The organism is Paenibacillus sp. CECT 9249 (assembly GCF_918697855.1).
In the GTDB taxonomy this organism is placed as follows: Bacteria; Bacillota; Bacilli; order Paenibacillales; family Paenibacillaceae; genus MSJ-34.
In genome coordinates this window covers 33,111-50,707 of the sequence record NZ_CAKKLI010000017.1, presented here as the reverse complement: position 1 = coordinate 50,707, position 17,597 = coordinate 33,111, and the positions used below count along the sequence as shown (strand labels likewise).

Annotated in this window: 14 protein-coding genes and 2 pseudogenes; 13 read left to right on the top strand and 3 right to left on the bottom strand. The window is 48.1% G+C overall.

Annotated elements, in window-relative coordinates:
• Window positions 1-576: 576 nt before the first annotated feature.
• Complete coding sequence (locus LQ229_RS13990; protein ID WP_230192075.1) at window positions 577-1,515, top strand: VanZ family protein; 939 nt, start codon at window positions 577-579, stop codon at window positions 1,513-1,515.
• 119 nt (window positions 1,516-1,634) lie between these two features.
• A complete protein-coding gene (locus LQ229_RS13985) occupies window positions 1,635-2,129 on the top strand; it encodes a hypothetical protein (RefSeq protein WP_230192074.1) in 495 nt (164 codons plus the stop codon).
• A 132-nt stretch (window positions 2,130-2,261) separates the two neighbouring features.
• Here the strand turns inward: LQ229_RS13985 and LQ229_RS13980 are convergent, their stop codons facing one another.
• The gene (locus LQ229_RS13980) at window positions 2,262-2,627 is read right to left on the bottom strand and encodes a helix-turn-helix transcriptional regulator (protein ID WP_055109574.1); all 366 of its coding nucleotides are present in this window, start codon (window positions 2,625-2,627) and stop codon (window positions 2,262-2,264) included.
• A gap of 650 nt (window positions 2,628-3,277) precedes the next feature.
• On the opposite strand from LQ229_RS13980, the gene LQ229_RS13975 reads away from it, so the two are divergent.
• From LQ229_RS13975 to LQ229_RS13940, 9 genes are all read left to right on the top strand, one after another.
• Complete coding sequence (locus LQ229_RS13975) at window positions 3,278-4,393, top strand: ABC transporter substrate-binding protein (protein ID WP_230192073.1); 1,116 nt, start codon at window positions 3,278-3,280, stop codon at window positions 4,391-4,393.
• Window positions 4,383-5,384, top strand: a complete 1,002-nt coding sequence (locus LQ229_RS13970) for an iron ABC transporter permease (protein WP_230192072.1) — start codon at window positions 4,383-4,385, stop codon at window positions 5,382-5,384. The genes LQ229_RS13975 and LQ229_RS13970 overlap by 11 nt, the downstream gene beginning before the upstream one ends.
• The gene (locus LQ229_RS13965) at window positions 5,381-6,208 is read left to right on the top strand and encodes an ABC transporter ATP-binding protein (RefSeq protein WP_216539098.1); all 828 of its coding nucleotides are present in this window, start codon (window positions 5,381-5,383) and stop codon (window positions 6,206-6,208) included. Before LQ229_RS13970 ends, LQ229_RS13965 begins: the two co-directional genes overlap by 4 nt.
• Before the next feature lie 36 nt (window positions 6,209-6,244).
• The gene (locus LQ229_RS13960; protein WP_216539097.1) at window positions 6,245-7,183 is read left to right on the top strand and encodes an AAA family ATPase; all 939 of its coding nucleotides are present in this window, start codon (window positions 6,245-6,247) and stop codon (window positions 7,181-7,183) included.
• The gene (locus LQ229_RS13955) at window positions 7,173-9,170 is read left to right on the top strand and encodes a VWA domain-containing protein (protein WP_230192071.1); all 1,998 of its coding nucleotides are present in this window, start codon (window positions 7,173-7,175) and stop codon (window positions 9,168-9,170) included. The genes LQ229_RS13960 and LQ229_RS13955 overlap by 11 nt, the downstream gene beginning before the upstream one ends.
• Window positions 9,171-9,209: 39 nt before the next feature.
• Window positions 9,210-12,908: a magnesium chelatase subunit H gene (bchH, locus tag LQ229_RS13950; RefSeq protein WP_230192070.1), complete on the top strand. Its 3,699-nt coding sequence runs from the start codon at window positions 9,210-9,212 to the stop codon at window positions 12,906-12,908.
• Window positions 12,909-12,967: 59 nt separating this feature from the next.
• Window positions 12,968-13,861 (top strand): class I SAM-dependent methyltransferase, encoded by an 894-nt coding sequence (locus LQ229_RS13945; protein WP_230192069.1) that lies wholly within the window; start codon window positions 12,968-12,970, stop codon window positions 13,859-13,861.
• Window positions 13,862-14,036: 175 nt separating this feature from the next.
• Window positions 14,037-14,228, top strand: a complete 192-nt coding sequence (locus tag LQ229_RS27120; protein WP_306437000.1) for a metal ABC transporter permease — start codon at window positions 14,037-14,039, stop codon at window positions 14,226-14,228.
• A 129-nt stretch (window positions 14,229-14,357) separates the two neighbouring features.
• Window positions 14,358-15,272: an NAD(P)/FAD-dependent oxidoreductase gene (locus LQ229_RS13940; protein WP_216539094.1), complete on the top strand. Its 915-nt coding sequence runs from the start codon at window positions 14,358-14,360 to the stop codon at window positions 15,270-15,272.
• Between the two features lie 106 nt (window positions 15,273-15,378).
• Here the strand turns inward: LQ229_RS13940 and LQ229_RS13935 are convergent, their stop codons facing one another.
• Entirely contained in the window at window positions 15,379-15,591 is a 213-nt protein-coding gene (locus tag LQ229_RS13935; RefSeq protein WP_054819294.1) for a hypothetical protein, read from the bottom strand.
• Between the two features lie 31 nt (window positions 15,592-15,622).
• Window positions 15,623-16,332 (bottom strand): annotated as a pseudogene (locus LQ229_RS13930) (GAP family protein).
• Between the two features lie 88 nt (window positions 16,333-16,420).
• On the opposite strand from LQ229_RS13930, the gene LQ229_RS13925 reads away from it, so the two are divergent.
• Window positions 16,421-17,014 (top strand): TetR/AcrR family transcriptional regulator, encoded by a 594-nt coding sequence (locus LQ229_RS13925; protein WP_095397584.1) that lies wholly within the window; start codon window positions 16,421-16,423, stop codon window positions 17,012-17,014.
• A 300-nt stretch (window positions 17,015-17,314) separates the two neighbouring features.
• Window positions 17,315-17,498: pseudogene (locus LQ229_RS13920) on the top strand (GrpB family protein); the annotation flags it as partial.
• Window positions 17,499-17,597 lie beyond the last annotated feature (99 nt).

Genomic DNA, 17,597 nt, shown 5'->3' with positions numbered 1-17,597 from the left:
ACCGGGGATTCCGGCGTTTCTTGCTTCAAAATTTGCCGTAAGTAAGCCAAGAGGTCGGATCAGACTTACCAAGAATACTAGAAGTTAATGGCCGCCCTGCTGGATGAAGCAAAAGCGAATAACACAATAAATCTGGAACATGATTTGCGAAGACCGACCGATCACATTCATGACTCGCCAAATACTTCAGAAACTAATCGCTGGGTGAAGATATTGCCTTGAATTCTACATGCCTTGCGATGCTTAGCTCTTGTGTGTAATGCGGACGTCTATAAGTCGGATCACCGGTTCAAACCCTGCATCAAGTAAGCATGAGCTGCGTGTATCATGCAGGGGAGCGGAAGTTTCCATTGTTCCGACCGATTGTTCCAATGATTTTGTTGTGATAAACGTATGAGACATATCATGTTCTCCTCTGCGTGGAGTGGTTGGTCAGAGAGTCAAGGGTGTCTCTTTTTACATTTCATAGAACTGAATTTGGGCAAGTAAAGTTAATCAAGCTAAGGGGTGGGGGTTTCATGAAACAGGCAAGTAGGTTATAGTGACAAGTGGAAAAATAGAGTGGAGGAGTTAAGCATGGTCAAACAACGCAAAATTTTACTAACCGCAACTATTGTCTATACCATTATTGTACTTTATTTTATGTTCTTCGCTTTCGGCAGAGGAGAGGCTTCGGAGCAAATTTCCAGCTACACCTTTATTTTCATGCTCGAGAACTTTATTAGTTTGCCGTCTCCAGCTGATCTCCTGCATCCCAACCTAATGAGTATGGTGGCTTTCGGGAACACTATTGCGTTTATTCCTTTCGGTATATTGATTCCATGGCTATACCGGGTCAGCTTTGTCCGTTTCATCATCTTATTCTTCATCGCGATTCTTGTGCTGGAAACGATCCAGGCCCTTACATTCCTGGGCAGCTTCGATATCAACGACGCTCTTCAGAATTCGATTGGAGCAGCCCTCGGTTTTGGGGCGTACAAGCTTGGTTTCCGTTACCGGAGCCTCGGGCGCAATCTGGTGGCAACGGCTATATCGGGTATGGTTCTTTTTATAGCTTTATGGGGATTAGGGGCGGCGGTAGACAAAATAACAACTAAAGTAGAGGGTCCGTTTGTGGCGATCACTGAATGGACGGACAACTCGGGCAATTCATCCACCGGAGACAAACCGGACAGTATTCAAATCAACGGACAGAAGATACCGCTCCGCTATAACCTATATGGCGCTGAAGGCGGAGATTCCAGAACGTTCACGTACAAGTCTGAGGGACAGACGATTTTCTCCTTCGATTACGGATGCCCCGAACCAACGGATTATTCCGGTAGTATCAGTGTTACTCGGGATGACAGGGAGATCATGAGCAATTCTGGAGAACTTCAGCGTACTCATCCTGATCTGTTCCCTTCGCTATTCAAGATTCCGCTTGAGCCGGGGGATGAGCTGAAGATCACGATTAAGGGCGACATGAAAGCATGGGATGTCGGGTATACGCGGATGCAGTATCTCTGGAACTAAGTGCTTAAAGGGATTTCGCCGCCATTTTATCATGAATAACACCTAGCGCTTGGGTTTTCAAGCGCTTTTTTTACTTTTGAGATCGGGATTTTCAGAAACCTGGTTATAACCTAGGCTGGTTGGTTGTCCAATTGGGTATTTTAAAGGAGCTGAAGGTCTGGAGAACGATCGGCTCCTCCGCTTACCGAGTATATCGCTATGAAGGGAAGCTCAATCTCTTGGAAAATGCCGCCCTGCTCCTATGTTGGAAAGAGGGAGATGGCTTTGAATCTAAGCTGATGAAGGCCTTTCTGAGCACGGATATTTCACTGAGCAATGAAGAGATTCTATGCTATTACAGCAAACGTTGGGACATTGAAACGTATTTTCGAACTGCGCAAGTACAACCGGCCATGGATCGTTACCAGGTTCGATCTACTCAGGCGATTGATCGTTACTTGACCCTGCTCATGTTTTCTACGTTATATTACCAGTATGACAGCCAAGGAAGTTTAAACGATGGGTTACATCACTACCGTATCCAGAAAAAGCACGACATGATTGAATATATTTACAACCATGCCAAAAGCGAGGCAACATTAGACCAAATTAAAACATGGCTAAGCGTTGCATAGGGATACTGTCAGCTCTTAAAACTTACAAATTATTGAAGCGATTATTGGCAGGTACAGTTAAAGAAAATACAAGAGCGAAATCCCGTGTAAAAAAGAAAACGCTCTTTTTGTGTTAATGGCGATAAAAAATGGCTATTCAGACCTCGCTGCGGCATCTATTGATTTGAAAATCTCCGTTGTTACCTTATGGATCATCTTTACATCTTCGCTCTTCTTCCCTAATAGAAATTGATAGTGGACCTCAAGGACAGTTCTGGTCTCAAATTCCTGAGAATCTGGATCGATTTCTCGAAAATCTAAAAGATTTCCTGGCTTTATGTTAAGAGCGTCCATGATTTTTTCCAATGAATCAATGGATAGATTTCTTTTTCCAAGTTCAACTTCGGTTAAATATGAGGTTTGTTGCCCTGTTATTTGGCTTAATTGAAGTAAGGTCAGATTTTTTTTATTACGTATGCTACGAATTTTTTCACCGATCAGTTTTTTTAAATCAGACATCGATTTACAACCTCCCTGCTTATCCTAAGGGTAAGTGTTTCAATCGAAAAAATACATAACATTATAAGTTAAATATATTGACTCAATTGGGACTGCGTATTAGTGAGTTGATCACTATTTATAGCGCCTCAATCAAGCAAGTAGGCGGCGATACGATGCTAATTTATTCAACTGGAAAGTTGAGTCCCGAACCAGTAGAGGTTTCAAAGCCAGCGAATCAACTAGTAGTATACGCATTGGATAAAATCAAAGATATGCAGTGCCGTTACAAAAGGAATCAGGGCTTCCATATTTGTTCCTGTCAAGAAATAGAAGCAAAAAAGGCTACCCGGTTGGATTGGCTTCGCATTCAAATTGGAATAAGAATCATTTGCGACCATGGATTAAACAGCATAATATCCGAGATAAGAACAACGAATTAATTGATTTTACTAGCCATACATTCCGTCATGTATTTGCAAGCTACGCATTAAAGGGTGGGGCATCGATAGAGGTGGCGTTACAGCATATTTGCCATCCTCCCACCTAAATCTTGTGGAACCTTTGTAACCGTCAAGTCCTTTTGATTTTCAAAAAAATTAATAGTAAACATTACGAAGTAGTTGACATATAAAAGTAGGCGCTGTTACAATATGCATGAGTTAATCGTAATGATTACGAATAATATTATTTTGAGTGAAGTGTTGTATGAATCAAAAGACAGGAGGTTCAAAGTGATGCATGCATACAAGCGGCAAAATTTACTTCGCCAATGGAGCGGAGGACTGCTAGCAGGAGTTATGTTCGTATCCGGTTGTGCAGCGCCGTCCAATCCTGCGAGCGACAATAATCGTGATGCATTGGAGTTATCGCCGTCAGCGGAGTCTAGACCTGTATCTGTTCATGATGCGGAGGAAAGGGAGTCGTTTCTCACGTTCGAAGACGACACTGGAAGGGAGATTCGGCTGCCTGAGCAACCACAGCGCATCATCGTCCTATCGCCGCAGCTATTGGATTTGCTTTATTCGGTTGACGGTCACGCCATTGCCCACGCCACATCACCGGGTGGAACGGTGCCGGATAAAGCGGAGCGAATCGAAGAAGTCGGGGGAATGACGACCGTCAATACGGAGAAGCTACTTGCTTTAAAGCCTGATCTCGTGATCGGCTCTGTGGTGTTTCACCGTGAGTTAACGGCGATTTTGGATGCGAGTAACGTGCCGTTCGCCCTGTTCAATCTGAGTACATATGCGGACTTGAAGCAAAAAGCGGTGTTGTTCGGTCAGCTCTCCGGGACGGAAAACAAAGCTAGGGAAGCACTTGCCGATTTGGATCAGGAAATTCGTGAATGGACTGCCCGGGTACCGGCCAGTGATGCACCAACTTTCATCATGCTGAACGTGACCCCTAACAGCCTTTCTGTGCAGCGGCAAGATACCGTCGGAATCGAGGTCGCAACTATGCTGCATATGCACAATTTGGCGGAAACATGGGAAGCAGCAAGCGACAGTCCGTCGACTGCACCATTTAGTCTGGAAAAAATCGTCGAGCTAAATCCGGATTATGTTTTTATTCTGATCCACGGGGCGCGAGAAGATGGGGAGAAGAAAATTCAATCCGATCTGGCCAGCCAACCTGCATGGACATCGCTGCGTGCTGTGAAGGAAAACCGTATGATCATCTTGCCGTCTGATCGGTTTCTCTCAAACCCGGGATTTCGATTAAGTGAATCGGTCGAATATTTGGCTAAGCTTGTTTATCCGGATACATATGAGAATGGTCATTAATGCTTTCCGTATTCCGATGTCCAAAGGCGTTCTTGTCATTGTCGCTTTGACGGCTGCGGCAATCCTCGCTACTGGATTCAGCATCGGTACCGGAGCAGTCCGCATTTCGTTGTCAGAGATTTGGTTATATGTCTTTCACGGTTATGACGGTCCAATGAAGGAAATTGTGTGGAACATTCGGCTGCCTCGCACGTTAGTGGGCATGCTCGTTGGCGCTAATCTGGCACTGTCCGGTGCGCTCTTGCAAGGCGTGATGCGGAACTCGCTGGCAGATCCGCACATCATCGGCGTGTCATCTGGAGCAGGATTATTCGGCATCATCGTTCTCATTTTATTTCCACATCTATGGTCGATGCTGACACCTATCGCTTTTCTCGGTGCTTCCGGAGCTGCCGCCATCATTTATTTGCTTGCCTGGAAGGACGGTGTACAGCCGGTGCGCCTAATACTTGCAGGCGTGGCCGTGTCCGCCTTTCTCGGCTCTGGCATCTCCGCATTGTTAATTTTCTTCAGCGATCGGGTGAACGGTGCCCTCGTGTTTATGGTTGGCGGCTTGTCCGCCAAAAGCTGGCCAGAGCTTGAAATCATTCTCCCTTATTCGCTCATTGGCATGAGCCTGGCGTTCATTGGCAGCTCGCATTTGAATATACTTGCCCTTGGCGATTCCAATGCACGCGGCCTCGGCTTGTCGGTGGAAGCAGCTCGCTTCTTCCTGACGGCGCTCGCTACCTTGCTTGCCGCAAGCGCGGTCAGCGTCGTCGGCCTGCTCGGCTTCGTCGGTCTGATCGTTCCGCATTCAGCCCGCTTGCTGATCGGCAGTGATTATCGGTTCTTACTTCCTGCATCCGTGCTTCTTGGAGCGGCCGTTGTGACCTTTTGCGATACACTCGCCCGCTTGATGTTTGCTCCTTTGGAGCTGCCGGTCGGCATTATGATGGGAGCTTTGGGGGCGCCGTTCTTTCTATATTTGCTAAGGAGGGAAGCGAGATGACGTTGTTACGCTTGGAAGACGTGTCTGTGAGGCTTCACAACCGTACGGTGCTGGATTCGCTGAATTGGCAGGTGGAGGTCGGAAAAATTTACAGCATTATCGGTCCGAATGGCAGCGGCAAAAGCACCTTGCTCAAAACTTGCGCCGGTCAATTAAAGCCTGCGCAAGGAAAGGTGCTCTTGCAAGGCAGACTGCTCGACAGCTATCCCCGTCGGCAGTTGGCACGGCATATGGCAATGCTTCAGCAAAGTCAAGCATCTCTGCCGGACGTGTCCGTGCGTTCGCTGGTCAGTTACGGACGTTTTCCTCATCAGCCTGTATGGGGCGCAAAGCGCAAGGAAGACGAGAAGATTGTCGAATGGGCCATGGCTCAGACCGGAACGCTTCCCTTTGCGGAGCGAAAGCTGTCTAACTTATCCGGCGGAGAACGGCAACGCGTATGGATTGCCATGACCTTGGCACAGCAATCGGGGCTCATCTTATTAGATGAACCGACGACCTATCTCGATGTCAATCACCAGTGGGAGGTTATGGAGCTAGTCCATAACTTAAATCGCAAATATGGCATCACGATCGTCATGGTCCTGCACGATCTCAACCATGCTGCAGCTTGCTCCGATGAATTGTTGGTGATGCGAGCTGGCGAAATGTATGCCAGCGGACCGCCGGAGCAAGTCATCACCGATCGCATGCTGCGCGATGTGTTCGGTGTGAGAGGGAGCGTAGGAAGGGATGATCGAAGCGGTCGCATGCATTGCCATATCGAAGGGCTGCTTGAGGCGGTTGACTTCTCAGCTCAACCCGCAATCGCAGCAGTCAAATAACGAATGTCTAATACATTTACAAAGGAGAGGATCAACATGGAGGGGAAAGCAGACGTATATCCGTTCGCGGCAATCGTCGGACAGGACTTGATGCGCAAAGGGCTGCTGCTTAATCTTGTCAATCGGAAGCTCGGCGGCATCTTGATCCGCGGGGAGAAAGGCACAGCCAAATCGACGGCCGTACGCGCACTCGCGGACTTAATGCCGGAGCTGAGCGTCGTGAATTTGCCCGTACATGCTACGGAGGATCGCGTCGTCGGCACATTGGATATCGAGCATGCGATTCGAGAAGGAGAGAAAAAGTTCGAGCCGGGACTGTTAGCGAAGGCGCATGGACATATTTTGTACGTGGATGAAATCAATCTACTCGATGATGCGATCGTCGATGCGCTGCTCGACGCAGCAGCCATGGGGGTGAACACCGTTGAGCGAGAAGGCGTCTCCTACTCGCATCCGAGCCGCTTTATCTTGATCGGTACGATGAACCCGGAGGAAGGGGAGCTGCGGCCGCAGCTGCTGGATCGCTTCGCGCTTTCAGTAGAGGTGAATGGGGAACGAGATGTGGAGAGCCGAATGGAGGTCATTCGCCGGCGCCTAGCATTCGAAGCAGATCCAGACGAATTCCGAAGACGTTATGAGCCGCAACAACTAGAGCTTCGGGAACGGATAGAACGAGCGCGTCAGCTGCTCGAGCAGATCAAACCGTCCGAGGAGTTACTGAAATGGACCGCCGCAGTCGGCATTCGGCTGAAGGTAGACGGACATCGTGCGGATATCATGTTAATGAAAACCGCCATGGCGATGGCTGCATTCCAGGGAAGAACGCAGATCGTGGCAGACGATATGGTAGAAGCGGCGATGATGGTGATGCCGCATCGCATGCGCAAGCGGCCGTTCGAAGAGGGAGCATATGACCACGAGACGATACGCGAGCTGCTCGGCGACCTTCTGTCCGAGGTCACCCATGCAAGTTAAGCCTCACTTGTATCCGTTCTGTGCTGTAGTCGGTCAAGAACGTGCGCAAAAGGCGCTGCTGCTTCATGCTGTAAATCCGGGATTAAAGGGGGTGCTGCTGGCAGGCCCACCAGGAACGGCGAAGTCCACGCTCATCCATGGTGTTACAGAGCTTCTGCCGGAACTTAACGTCATTAACATTCCTTTGAACGTGGATGAGGAACGGCTTTGGGGCGACTGGGATATGGCAGCTGCTGTCCGCAGCGGCAAACGAACGTTTGTACCCGGCTTGCTTGCAGCTGCGGATGGGCACATCGTCACGGTAGACAATGCGCATATCATGCCCGAAAGGTTAATGAAAGCGGTCCTGACTGCTGGCGACAATGTGGCGGGCGAGCCCGCGCATGGGCATGTCCGCAAGAGCTCTGAGCGAAGAAGTGGCCTTGACAGTGCAGCATTCCGCCTGTTCGCAGCTATGAGTCCGGACGATAGGAGGCCGCTGCCGGCGATGTTTGATCGCTGCGGGCTATATGTGCGACTGGAAACCTCGGCGGACCTTGCGGAGCGAACGGAAATCGCAAGCCGCTTGCTCGCCTTCGAACAAGATCCTGAGTCGTTTCGCCTAGCTTATGAATCGGAAACGAAGGAATTGAGAGCACGTATCGCAGCGGCTAGGACTCGGCTGCCTGCTGTACATATTGATGGAGAGCTGCTACGTTTGGCTGCCGAAATCGCTGAGGAAGCTGGCTGTCTGGGACACCGCGCGGACATCCTGCTGATCGAAGCGGTCCGTACGATCACAGCTTGGGAGGGTCTTAGCGAGACGACACAGGAACATCTGCAAGAAGCGGCGGGCTTTGTGCTGCCGCACCGGATGCGTGCAGCATCTCAACCGGAAGTGTCGCGAGGGAAGTCGCCTGGAGACTTGCCGGATCAAGAGCAAACGAAGCATGATTCGAATGGCGATCATCCATCACCAGGATCGCATCGCGATAAGGAAAGCCAAAGAGAAAGCCAAGCGGAAGGAGAGAATAATGCGACAAACGGCGAGCAAGTTGACCGGTCACAATTCGCTTCGCCTGCACAACTTGGGGGCGACCACAATGGCGAAGCCGATAGTAGACAATCTCTTTCCTCAGAGGCGCGGGCTGTAGTGGAAGCCGTTGGACGGGAAATCGCTGTGCAGCCATTCGTCTTTACCTCGCCGCATCCAATGAAGCAAGCGCAAACTGGGAAACGAAATCAAGCGTCAGTAGGAACGGTAAACGGTCGATATGTGCGGGCTGCGATGCCGCGCGGCCCTCTAAGAGACATTGCGTTTGATGCCACGCTTCGTATGGCGGCTCCCTTTCAGCGGATACGTAAGCAACAATCAAGTTCATATAACACGAACTTAAAGCTATGGATTGAGCCGAGTGATGTGCGTGTGAAGGTTAGGGAAAACAAGACAGGAACTGCTTTGCTATTCGTCGTCGATGCCAGCGGTTCGATGAATGCAAATAAGAGAATGAAGGCTGTCAAAGGTGCGGTATTGTCTTTACTTCGTGATGCGTACCGGCAGCGTGACCATGTGGGCTTGATTGCCTTTCGCGATCAACAAGCTGAATTGCTGCTCGGGTTGACACGCAGTGTAGAGCTCGCGGAACGCAAATTGAGGACGCTGCCAGCTGGCGGGAAAACTCCGCTAGGTATTGGACTGGAAAAGGGACTTATGGCGATCCGCCCTTTGTTAAATAGAAGAAGTGGACTCATCCCCGCGATGATCGTCATGACCGATGGAAAGGCGAACGTCAGCGCAGAAGCGGCAGGTGATCCATGGCAGGAAAGCCTGCAAGCTGCACAACGCATCGCAGCGGCTGGCATACGCACACTTGTGATCGATACGGAGGATGGTGTAGTACGGTTCGGCTATGCCCGCAAGCTGGCGGAAGCGATGCAAGCGCGGTATTACCGGTTAGAACAATTGGAGGCTGGGAGTATCGAACGAGCTGTACGGACGTTGATCTAAAAATAATGATTTATGGATTACGGAAAGGAGGATGGCGCGTTGAAGCTATCCATACTCACAAACGGGGAAACGACGTTGTCGCATTTGTCTGAAGCATATCAATTGCTTGATCAAAATCAGAAAAATCAGCTGCATCTGACCATCATCGATTTAGGGAATCGGAAGATCGACGAGCTTGAGGACGTGGAAGCCACGCTTGTTGGAGCTGACCTGGTCATCTTCGATGCACATGGCGTCCGCCAGGACGTTGTCGAATGGTTGAGTAGCCTGCTAAGCAAAGGGACGGCTCATATCGTTCCGCTTGGCGGCAACTCCGCTGAGATCGCTTCGCTGCTCAGGCTAGGCAGTCTGACCTTTGCAAATTTGCCTAGACAAGAAGGGCATACACATGCGGCAACGTTCTTGCCGCTAGAAGGAATGGATGAGGGTAAGGCGGATTATGAACACTACGTTCGATTTACCGAATATTGGCGGGGCGGAGGTACTGACAATATGCTCGGTCTGATTTGTCTGGCTGGCCGAGAATATGGCAGCTGTCACCTGTTGCCGGAGCCTAAGGATCCGGTATATGTTCGGGAGTTAACGATCATGGAGCCGAGCAGTCGCACGGTTTACTCGTCTGCAGCCAGCTACCGGCAAAGCAATCGCTACGACGAAGGTCGGCCGAATGTCGCGATTTTATATCTTGGGAATAGCAATCCGCTCGATACCGCAGAATGTATTGCGCAGCTTAAGGAACAATTGGAGGCTTTCGTGAACGTCATGCCGATCGCGTTTCCTTCAGTGATGAACATTCCGCTCGACCGTCTGCGCGAGTTGCTACTTGGCGACGGTCACCAAGTCGACCTTATCGTGAACCTGCTGCCTTTCCGACTTGGGATTGGTCCCGGCGGAGGAAATCAGGACGGGGCTGTGCAGATGCTGGAACAGCTCGATGTGCCGATGCTGCATCCGCTATTGTTGAACAGTAGAACGGAACAAGAATGGAGACAGTCTGCGAGTGGACTTGAGCCTTCGTTGCTACTCGTTCAGGTCATGCTTCCGGAGCTTGACGGGAGCGTGGAGATGTTTCCGATAGCGGCACTGCAGGAAGAAGGAGAAGACGCCGAGCTAAACGTTCCGCTAAAGCGACTTGCACTTATCCCTGAACGGACAAAACGCTTGACAGATCGCATCCGCCGCTGGCTTGCCCTGCGGAGCAAGCCCAATGCAGAGAAGAAGCTGGCGCTCATTGGCTACAATTATCCGCCAGGCGAAGGAACGGTGTTCGGCGGTTCCTTCTTGGATACATTCGAATCGATAGCACGTTTATTGAGCTGGCTGAAGCAGCAAGGATATCATACCGAGGAACTGTCAGCGGCGGAGCTGCGTGCCAGATTTATAGAGGGCGGTCTAGTCAATTCCGCAAAATGGTCTGATCCTCAAGCTTCGAGTCAGTTGATCCGTTATGCGGATCCCCATTTCACACAGAAGCTATCCGGTCGTTCATGGGGAGAAGAAGCGATAAGCCGCTGGGGTCAGCCGCCTGGTGACATCATGACGGACAACGGCTCCTTTCTCATACCCGGTCTAATGATCGGCCAAGTGTTTATCGGCCTGCAACCTTCACGCGGTATCCATGAGGATCCAGAGAAGTCACTGCACGATCGTTCGTTACTACCTACGCATCAATATACTGCGTTTTATCAATGGATTCGTGAACAGTTTCAAGCGGATGCCATCGTCCATATCGGGACACACGGCACCTTAGAGTTTCAGCGGGGGAAAGAGGCCGCTCTGTCTGGGGACTGTGTACCGGATGACTTACTCGGGGATTTGCCAAATTTGTACTACTATTACGTAGGGAATCCGTCCGAAGCGATGATCGCCAAGCGGCGCAGCCATGCCGTATTGATCGGCTATCAGGCGCCGGCTTTTACTGAAGCTGAGCTGTATGGCGAATGGCGTGAGCTTGAAGCCTTGCTGCACGAATATCGTGAAGCGAAGCAGCTCGCGCCGGAACGATGTGAGGCGATTCTACAAGAGCTGCAGGCGGTAGCGAAGTCGCTTGACTTCTCCGCGGAGACCGTAGAACACATGGAGGAGGAGCTCTATCGCATGCAGCGTTCGCTCATCCCTAGTGGACTGCATGTGCTTGGCGACAGCTATTCTCCTGAAGTCGCTTTGAACCATATGCAATTCGTGCTTCGCCACGAGCGGGGAAATATTCGCTCAATTCGCGGACTGCTCGCTGAACGTCAAGGCGTTCGGGCGGATGCGCTAACTTCGGGCAAGCATGTGAGCTTGCTGCGCCAGCTCGATGAGGAAGCGAATGCGTTAGTGACCGCTTATGTGTCAAACAAGGCAATCCCGGACATGTATAAGAGTGAACATCCAGATTGGCTTAAGCAGTTGGAAGCTTCGCTCGAGTACGGTTACGAAGCTTACCTAAGATCATTGCAAAATGAGGAAGCAGAAGGGCTGATGCGGGCGTTGGAAGGCCGGTACGTTCCAGCTAAGCTCGCTGGTGACGTGCTGCGAACACCTGAAATATTGCCGACCGGACGCAATCTGTACCAATTCGATCCCCGCTTAGTGCCCAGCCGTACAGCTGCTGAACGGGGGGCGATTGTCGCCGAAAACTCCATACAGCAATATCGCGAGCAGCACGGGGACTACCCGCACACGACGGCGGTCATCCTCTGGGGGATTGAGACGTCGCGCACACAAGGGGAAACCATCGGGCAAATCCTGCATTATATGGGGGTTCGCATTGGCGGGGGAGTCGGAACGTTCCGTACAGAATATGAAGTGATCCCGCTTGCGGAATTAGGCCGACCGCGCTTGAACGTCATGGTGCATATTACTGGGGTTTTTCGCGATTTGTTTCCGAATTTGCTGGAAGAATTACATGACCTATTCCGCAAGGTTTCGGAGCTGGATGAACCTGATGAGCTCAATTGGTTCAAGGCTCATACACGAAGCATGGAGGAGGAGCTGCTTGCTGCCGGATATGAGGCAAGTCAAGCGCATGACTTAGCTTGCGCCCGCATCTTCGGCCCGGCAGAAGGAGAGTATGGCACGACGGTGACGCGGATGATCGAGACGAAGCTATGGAACGAGGAGTCTGAGCTCGGAGCGGCATACACGGACAGCCAGCAGCATGTATACAGCGCACTAGCGCGAGGACAGGCGGAGCCGGAATTGTACCGGTCACATATGCTGGAGGTGGATATTGTGTCGCAAATTCGCAGCAGTCATGAATGGGAAGTAACGGATTCTGACCACTATTATGAGTATTTTGGCGGCTTGGCAAAGTCTGTGGAAGTAATGAAAGGTCGTAAAGCAGACATTCATATTACGGATACGACAGGGGAGCAAATCAAGACAGAATCTGCCGAACATGCGATTGCACGCGGAGTACGGACTCGCTTAACAAACCCGAAATGGATCAACGATCTCTTGAAGCATCCTTATCATGGCGCAAAGGTAATGGCCAGCCGATTCGAGTATGTACTGGGACTTGCAGCCACGACTGGAAAAGTAGAACCTTGGGTATTCGATCGTCTGCATGACGTCTATATGGCTGATGAAGCACTTAGCCGGAAGCTGCAGGACAACAACCGTTGGGCTTACCATGCGATGATCGAAACATTGCTGGAAAGCGAGCAGCGAGGATACTGGACACCGGATGAACAAGTTTTGCATCAGCTGCGGCAGAAATACCTAGAGCTTGAAGGAGAGTTGGAAGGGGAATGAGAACAGCTTGAGGCATAAGCTGAAATCCATTTAAATTAAGAAATGAGGTGTTTACCTAGATGATCGAAATCTTACGCAACGAAGCTGCTTGGGAACAAGCTTGGAAGGACGACCAAACGACAGGTGTAAACTTGATGAAATCAGCAGGGATCGAGCCGAGATTCACTTTTGGCGCCATCGCGGCCCAAAACTACAATGAGCAATCGTTCAACGATGAAGGAAGAAGACGGTCAGCACGTATTATCGGCTGGTTGGAAAATCAAGGCGTAAATTTTAATGGCGCCTCTGTCCTCGACATCGGAGCGGCCTCTGGAATATTTTCTATTCCCTTTGCGCAAAGAGGAGCAGATGTGACCGCCGTTGAGCCGTCGCTTCCGTTCACAGAACTATTGGAGCACAACAATCAAAAATGGGCCGACGGTAAGGTAAAGATCGTGCGCGCAGCCTTTGAAGATATGGATACGAAGACATTAGGCTGGAACCAAGCTTTTGATTTTGTCTTTGTGTCAATGTGCCCGGCGATCACAGACTGGGAGATGGTGGAGAAAGTGATCAGCTGCGCTCGAAAATTTTGTTATATCAGCCTAGCGGCAGGTCCTAAAGAACACAGCCTCACCCTTGAAATATTGCCGCTGTTAAACCATTCATACAACAAGCATCAAAACTCCGAGATGATGTATTTGCTACAGCTGCTTTATCTAAAAGGGTACGCCTTTCATTCACTCGTCACACGAGAAATGAAAGTCAGGGTTGTGTCTCGTGCGGAAGCCATTCAAGAGGTTTTACATTGGCTTAACTTTTACAATTATCCAGTAGATGAGAATACGCAGGCCATCATTGAAGATTATCTGGATCAAACTTATCCTGGAAAAACGATCCCAATCAAACAAGGAGGGCGCTTCGGCAAAGTGCTCATTCAGTTAGAAGAGCAAAGCATGTTTACTTATTCATGAGGATGAATCAACCAAAGCGCCTACATCAGATGAGTTCCCGCATAAGGGACGCGTTGTACGAAACAATGGCGGTTCCGGAAGTGCGGGAATTTTTGATCCAGATGGGCATGATATTCAGGCGGATGAAGAAAGAGGCGTGTACTTTGATTGTATTTGCCTTTGAAAAACAACACTTATCATATTAAATGGAATGGTCATTGCGCTTGTTGGCATGTTAAGTGGTTTAGTCGCTTCTTATGAATTGGGTACACCACCCGGCGCTTCCATCACATTAATTTTAATGTTGATTTTTTCAGTCATAACACTTGCAAAGTACATGTTAGATTACTTGAAATTGGATAGACTATTTAATAAAAGTCAAGTCTAGAATGAAATATGCAGAAAATGACAAATCGAGTTTACGCCGTAGATTTGCCATTTTGAAAATAAGCCCATGCATTATACTGAGTAATCACTTCTCGTATGGAAAGTTAAACGAAGTGGGAGGGAGTTAATCATGAAGGAATTTGATGTTGTTATTATTGGAGGAGGTCCTGCAGGTTTAAGTGCTGGACTTGTACTAGGACGTGCTAGAAAGAAGACATTGATTATTGATGAGGGCCAACCGCGTAATGCAGTGACTAGAGAGGCTCATGGCTTTTTAACACGTGATGGCGTTAGCCCACATGACTTTCGAAAAATTGCGAAAGAACAGCTTCGCACTTATCCATCGGTTTCACATCTGGAAGATATCGTCAGGTTGATAGAAGGGGAAGATGGACAATTTTTGTTGGAAACTGTTTCGGGGGTGAAGATAGCCGCTAGTAAACTGCTGTTTGCTATCGGAATGAAGGATCGTGATCTTGGCATACCAGGGTTGGCAGAGGTCTATGGTAAGAGTGCGTTTGTATGCCCGTATTGTGATGGCTGGGAACTAAGGGATCAGCAATTAGTTATCATAAACAGAGGAGCGACATTAATGCATTTTGTCCCATTGCTTTCTGGATGGTCGAAGCAGTTAGTAGTTTGTACAAATGGTCCCGATGAATTGAGTGAAGCAGAACGTGAAGAATTGCGCGCACATAATATCCCGGTATTTAATGCACCAATACATTCAATCCAATCAAATCAAGGCATGGTAAGCCATATCAAGCTTGAGGATGGGACGGAAATTTCGTGCACAGGGATTTTCTTCAAGCCGGAATTGGAACTTGGATCGGATTTGCCAGTTGCCCTTGGTTGCCGGATGTTGGATACTGGAATCATTGAAGTCGATGAGTTTGGAAAAACTAGTGTACCTGGTGTTTATGCAGCAGGGGATGCAACTACACACTTACACCAATCTATTGTTGCAGCTGCTTCAGGTGCTGTATCCGCAGCTGCAATAAACGGGGAATTAAATCAAGAAGAATGGCGGAAGAGCAACGTTTGATTGAATAACCATGAACACTTTACGAGCCTTCCTCACCCAAGTATCATGCTCATAGAATAAACTTCAAGGGTGAGGAATAACTATGAGGTCTTCAAGACATAATAGGTTAGTCAACTTTATCCTTTATTTTAAGAGAACCCACACCAATAATTGCTCCCAATATCACTAAAATTATACTGGCTATTATTTCATATCCTTGCAATGCATCGATGTAATTGACGAGAAACCAACTTGGTCCCCCGCCTGCCAATCGATTTATGATACCTCCAACTCCCTGAAGCAATAGAAGTAAACTTGCACCGCTTGCAATCTCTTTCATAACGCTACATCTCCTTTTTACATAACGAATATCAAGATAGAACTCCCCTGATGCCAATATTGAATAAAATCGCCCCAATAACTGCCACTCCGACTAATACAGAAGACAACGGAGCTTTTACTAATTTTGATCGCAGTTGTTCAAGCTGATTCATTATCCAGTTTTTACATAGTATAAACACGATCAATAGTAAGATTGAAGGAAGTACCATAATCGCGTTATAGCCAAGTAAAATGCCAATGGACAAACCCGTATGAAACGCTAAACCATCCATTAGTAATATCGAGTAAAAATACGGTAAAGCTGTGGTAAACTCAATCGCAAAGACAATAATACCGAGTATGATCATCCCTCTTATAGACACTTGCGTAGGTAACCATTCCAAAAATCGGGATTCCATCCCTTTTTTAGGCTTATAAAAACTAATGAGTACAAAGGCGACTCCAAGTATCGTATAAAACCAACTTGAAATTTGATTGTTCGCCATGCTTTCTATAATACCAAGAATCGGCCCAACTCCGAGATAAACCAAGATACCCATTATAAAATAGCAAAATTGTGTCGAAAATAAAAAAACGATCAATCGCGATGCTGTTTTTTCTTTTGTATGAGAAGGATATAAGCTGTAATCGCCAATACCCCGGGGCTTAAAATATCAATGACAGCACAGAGCACAATAATGAGGAGTGCTGTTGTGAAATCTATGTTGGCAGGAATTAATGATTCAATGATTTCAATCACCTAAACATCCTCCTTATTTATTTATTTCGCGCACTGTGATAAAATAATAATAACACAGTGTGTTAAATAAAACAAGAGGTGATTTGAAGTGCCGAAAATTGTTGATCATGATCACAAAAGAAAGCTCATCGCTGAAACGGCTTGGAAAATTATTGAAACCGAAGGTATTGAAAAAGCATCTATCCGCAGAATCGCATCTGAGGCTGGAATGTCTGCCGGAGCATTGAGACATTATTTCTCAAACCAGGATGAGTTACTATTATTTATCATGGATTATTTTCTTGCTCGCGGGAAAGAACGGTCGAAGAATAAATCATGGTCACAAGACCCTTTCATTGCGGTACAGGAAACGTTGTTAGAATTGGTTCCTGTCGATCGGGATAAACAAGCTGAAGCTGGCGTATGGCTGGTTTTCGTCATTCGTTCACTTACAAGTGCAGTTTTGAACACGAAAAAAGATGAACTCATCGAAGGAGAATACATTTTAATGGAGGCACTGCTTGAAATCTTGATAAAGGCAGGCTATGTAAAAAAAGACATAGATATTGAAATCGAAAAATTAAGGCTTTCTGCAGTCATTGAAGGTTTATCCATACATGCTCTATTAAGACCGGATATATTCACCATTGAAAAAACGGAACAAATTATTACTCACCACTTAAAAGAACTTTGCAACCAATAAATATTAAGTTAACATTTGATTCGAAATAAACCTTGTTGAAGAAATCGACAATGAAAAGAAGCAGGTCCCACTATAAAAGCCGAAGGAGTCAAAAAGTTTTTTGTCTTTTTCTAAAAGTCTTCCAACGAGTATCGAGTTAAGCGAACCAATAGCTGCTGACGCCGTTTAAAGGGTCGAGGGCAAGGTATATGCTTTGGCTTACATATACGCTTGTGGTATATTAAAGAGTTCTGCGATTCCATATCTTATCTGAAAGAAAGCGGTGTGGAATATTTGACACCGTATCGTGACCATTCGACAATGGCATCTGCCAGTGAGGAAAGGCTTCAGAAACGTTTCGAGCAAGAGGCCGAACGAATTCGTTCAATACTTGGCAACAAGGTTCTGCAATTAGAGCATGTTGGATATACTTCGGTGCCGGGCCAAGCCAATCATCGATATGTTGCTGGTAGTAGAGAATTCAGCTGACGAAACGGCCTACGTTTCCGACTTTGAGGAAGAAGGGTACACCCGTCAAAAACAAATGTAGCCTACTTTTTCAAATGGCCGATGACGTGACGGAGTCCCTCTAACAGCACTTCGT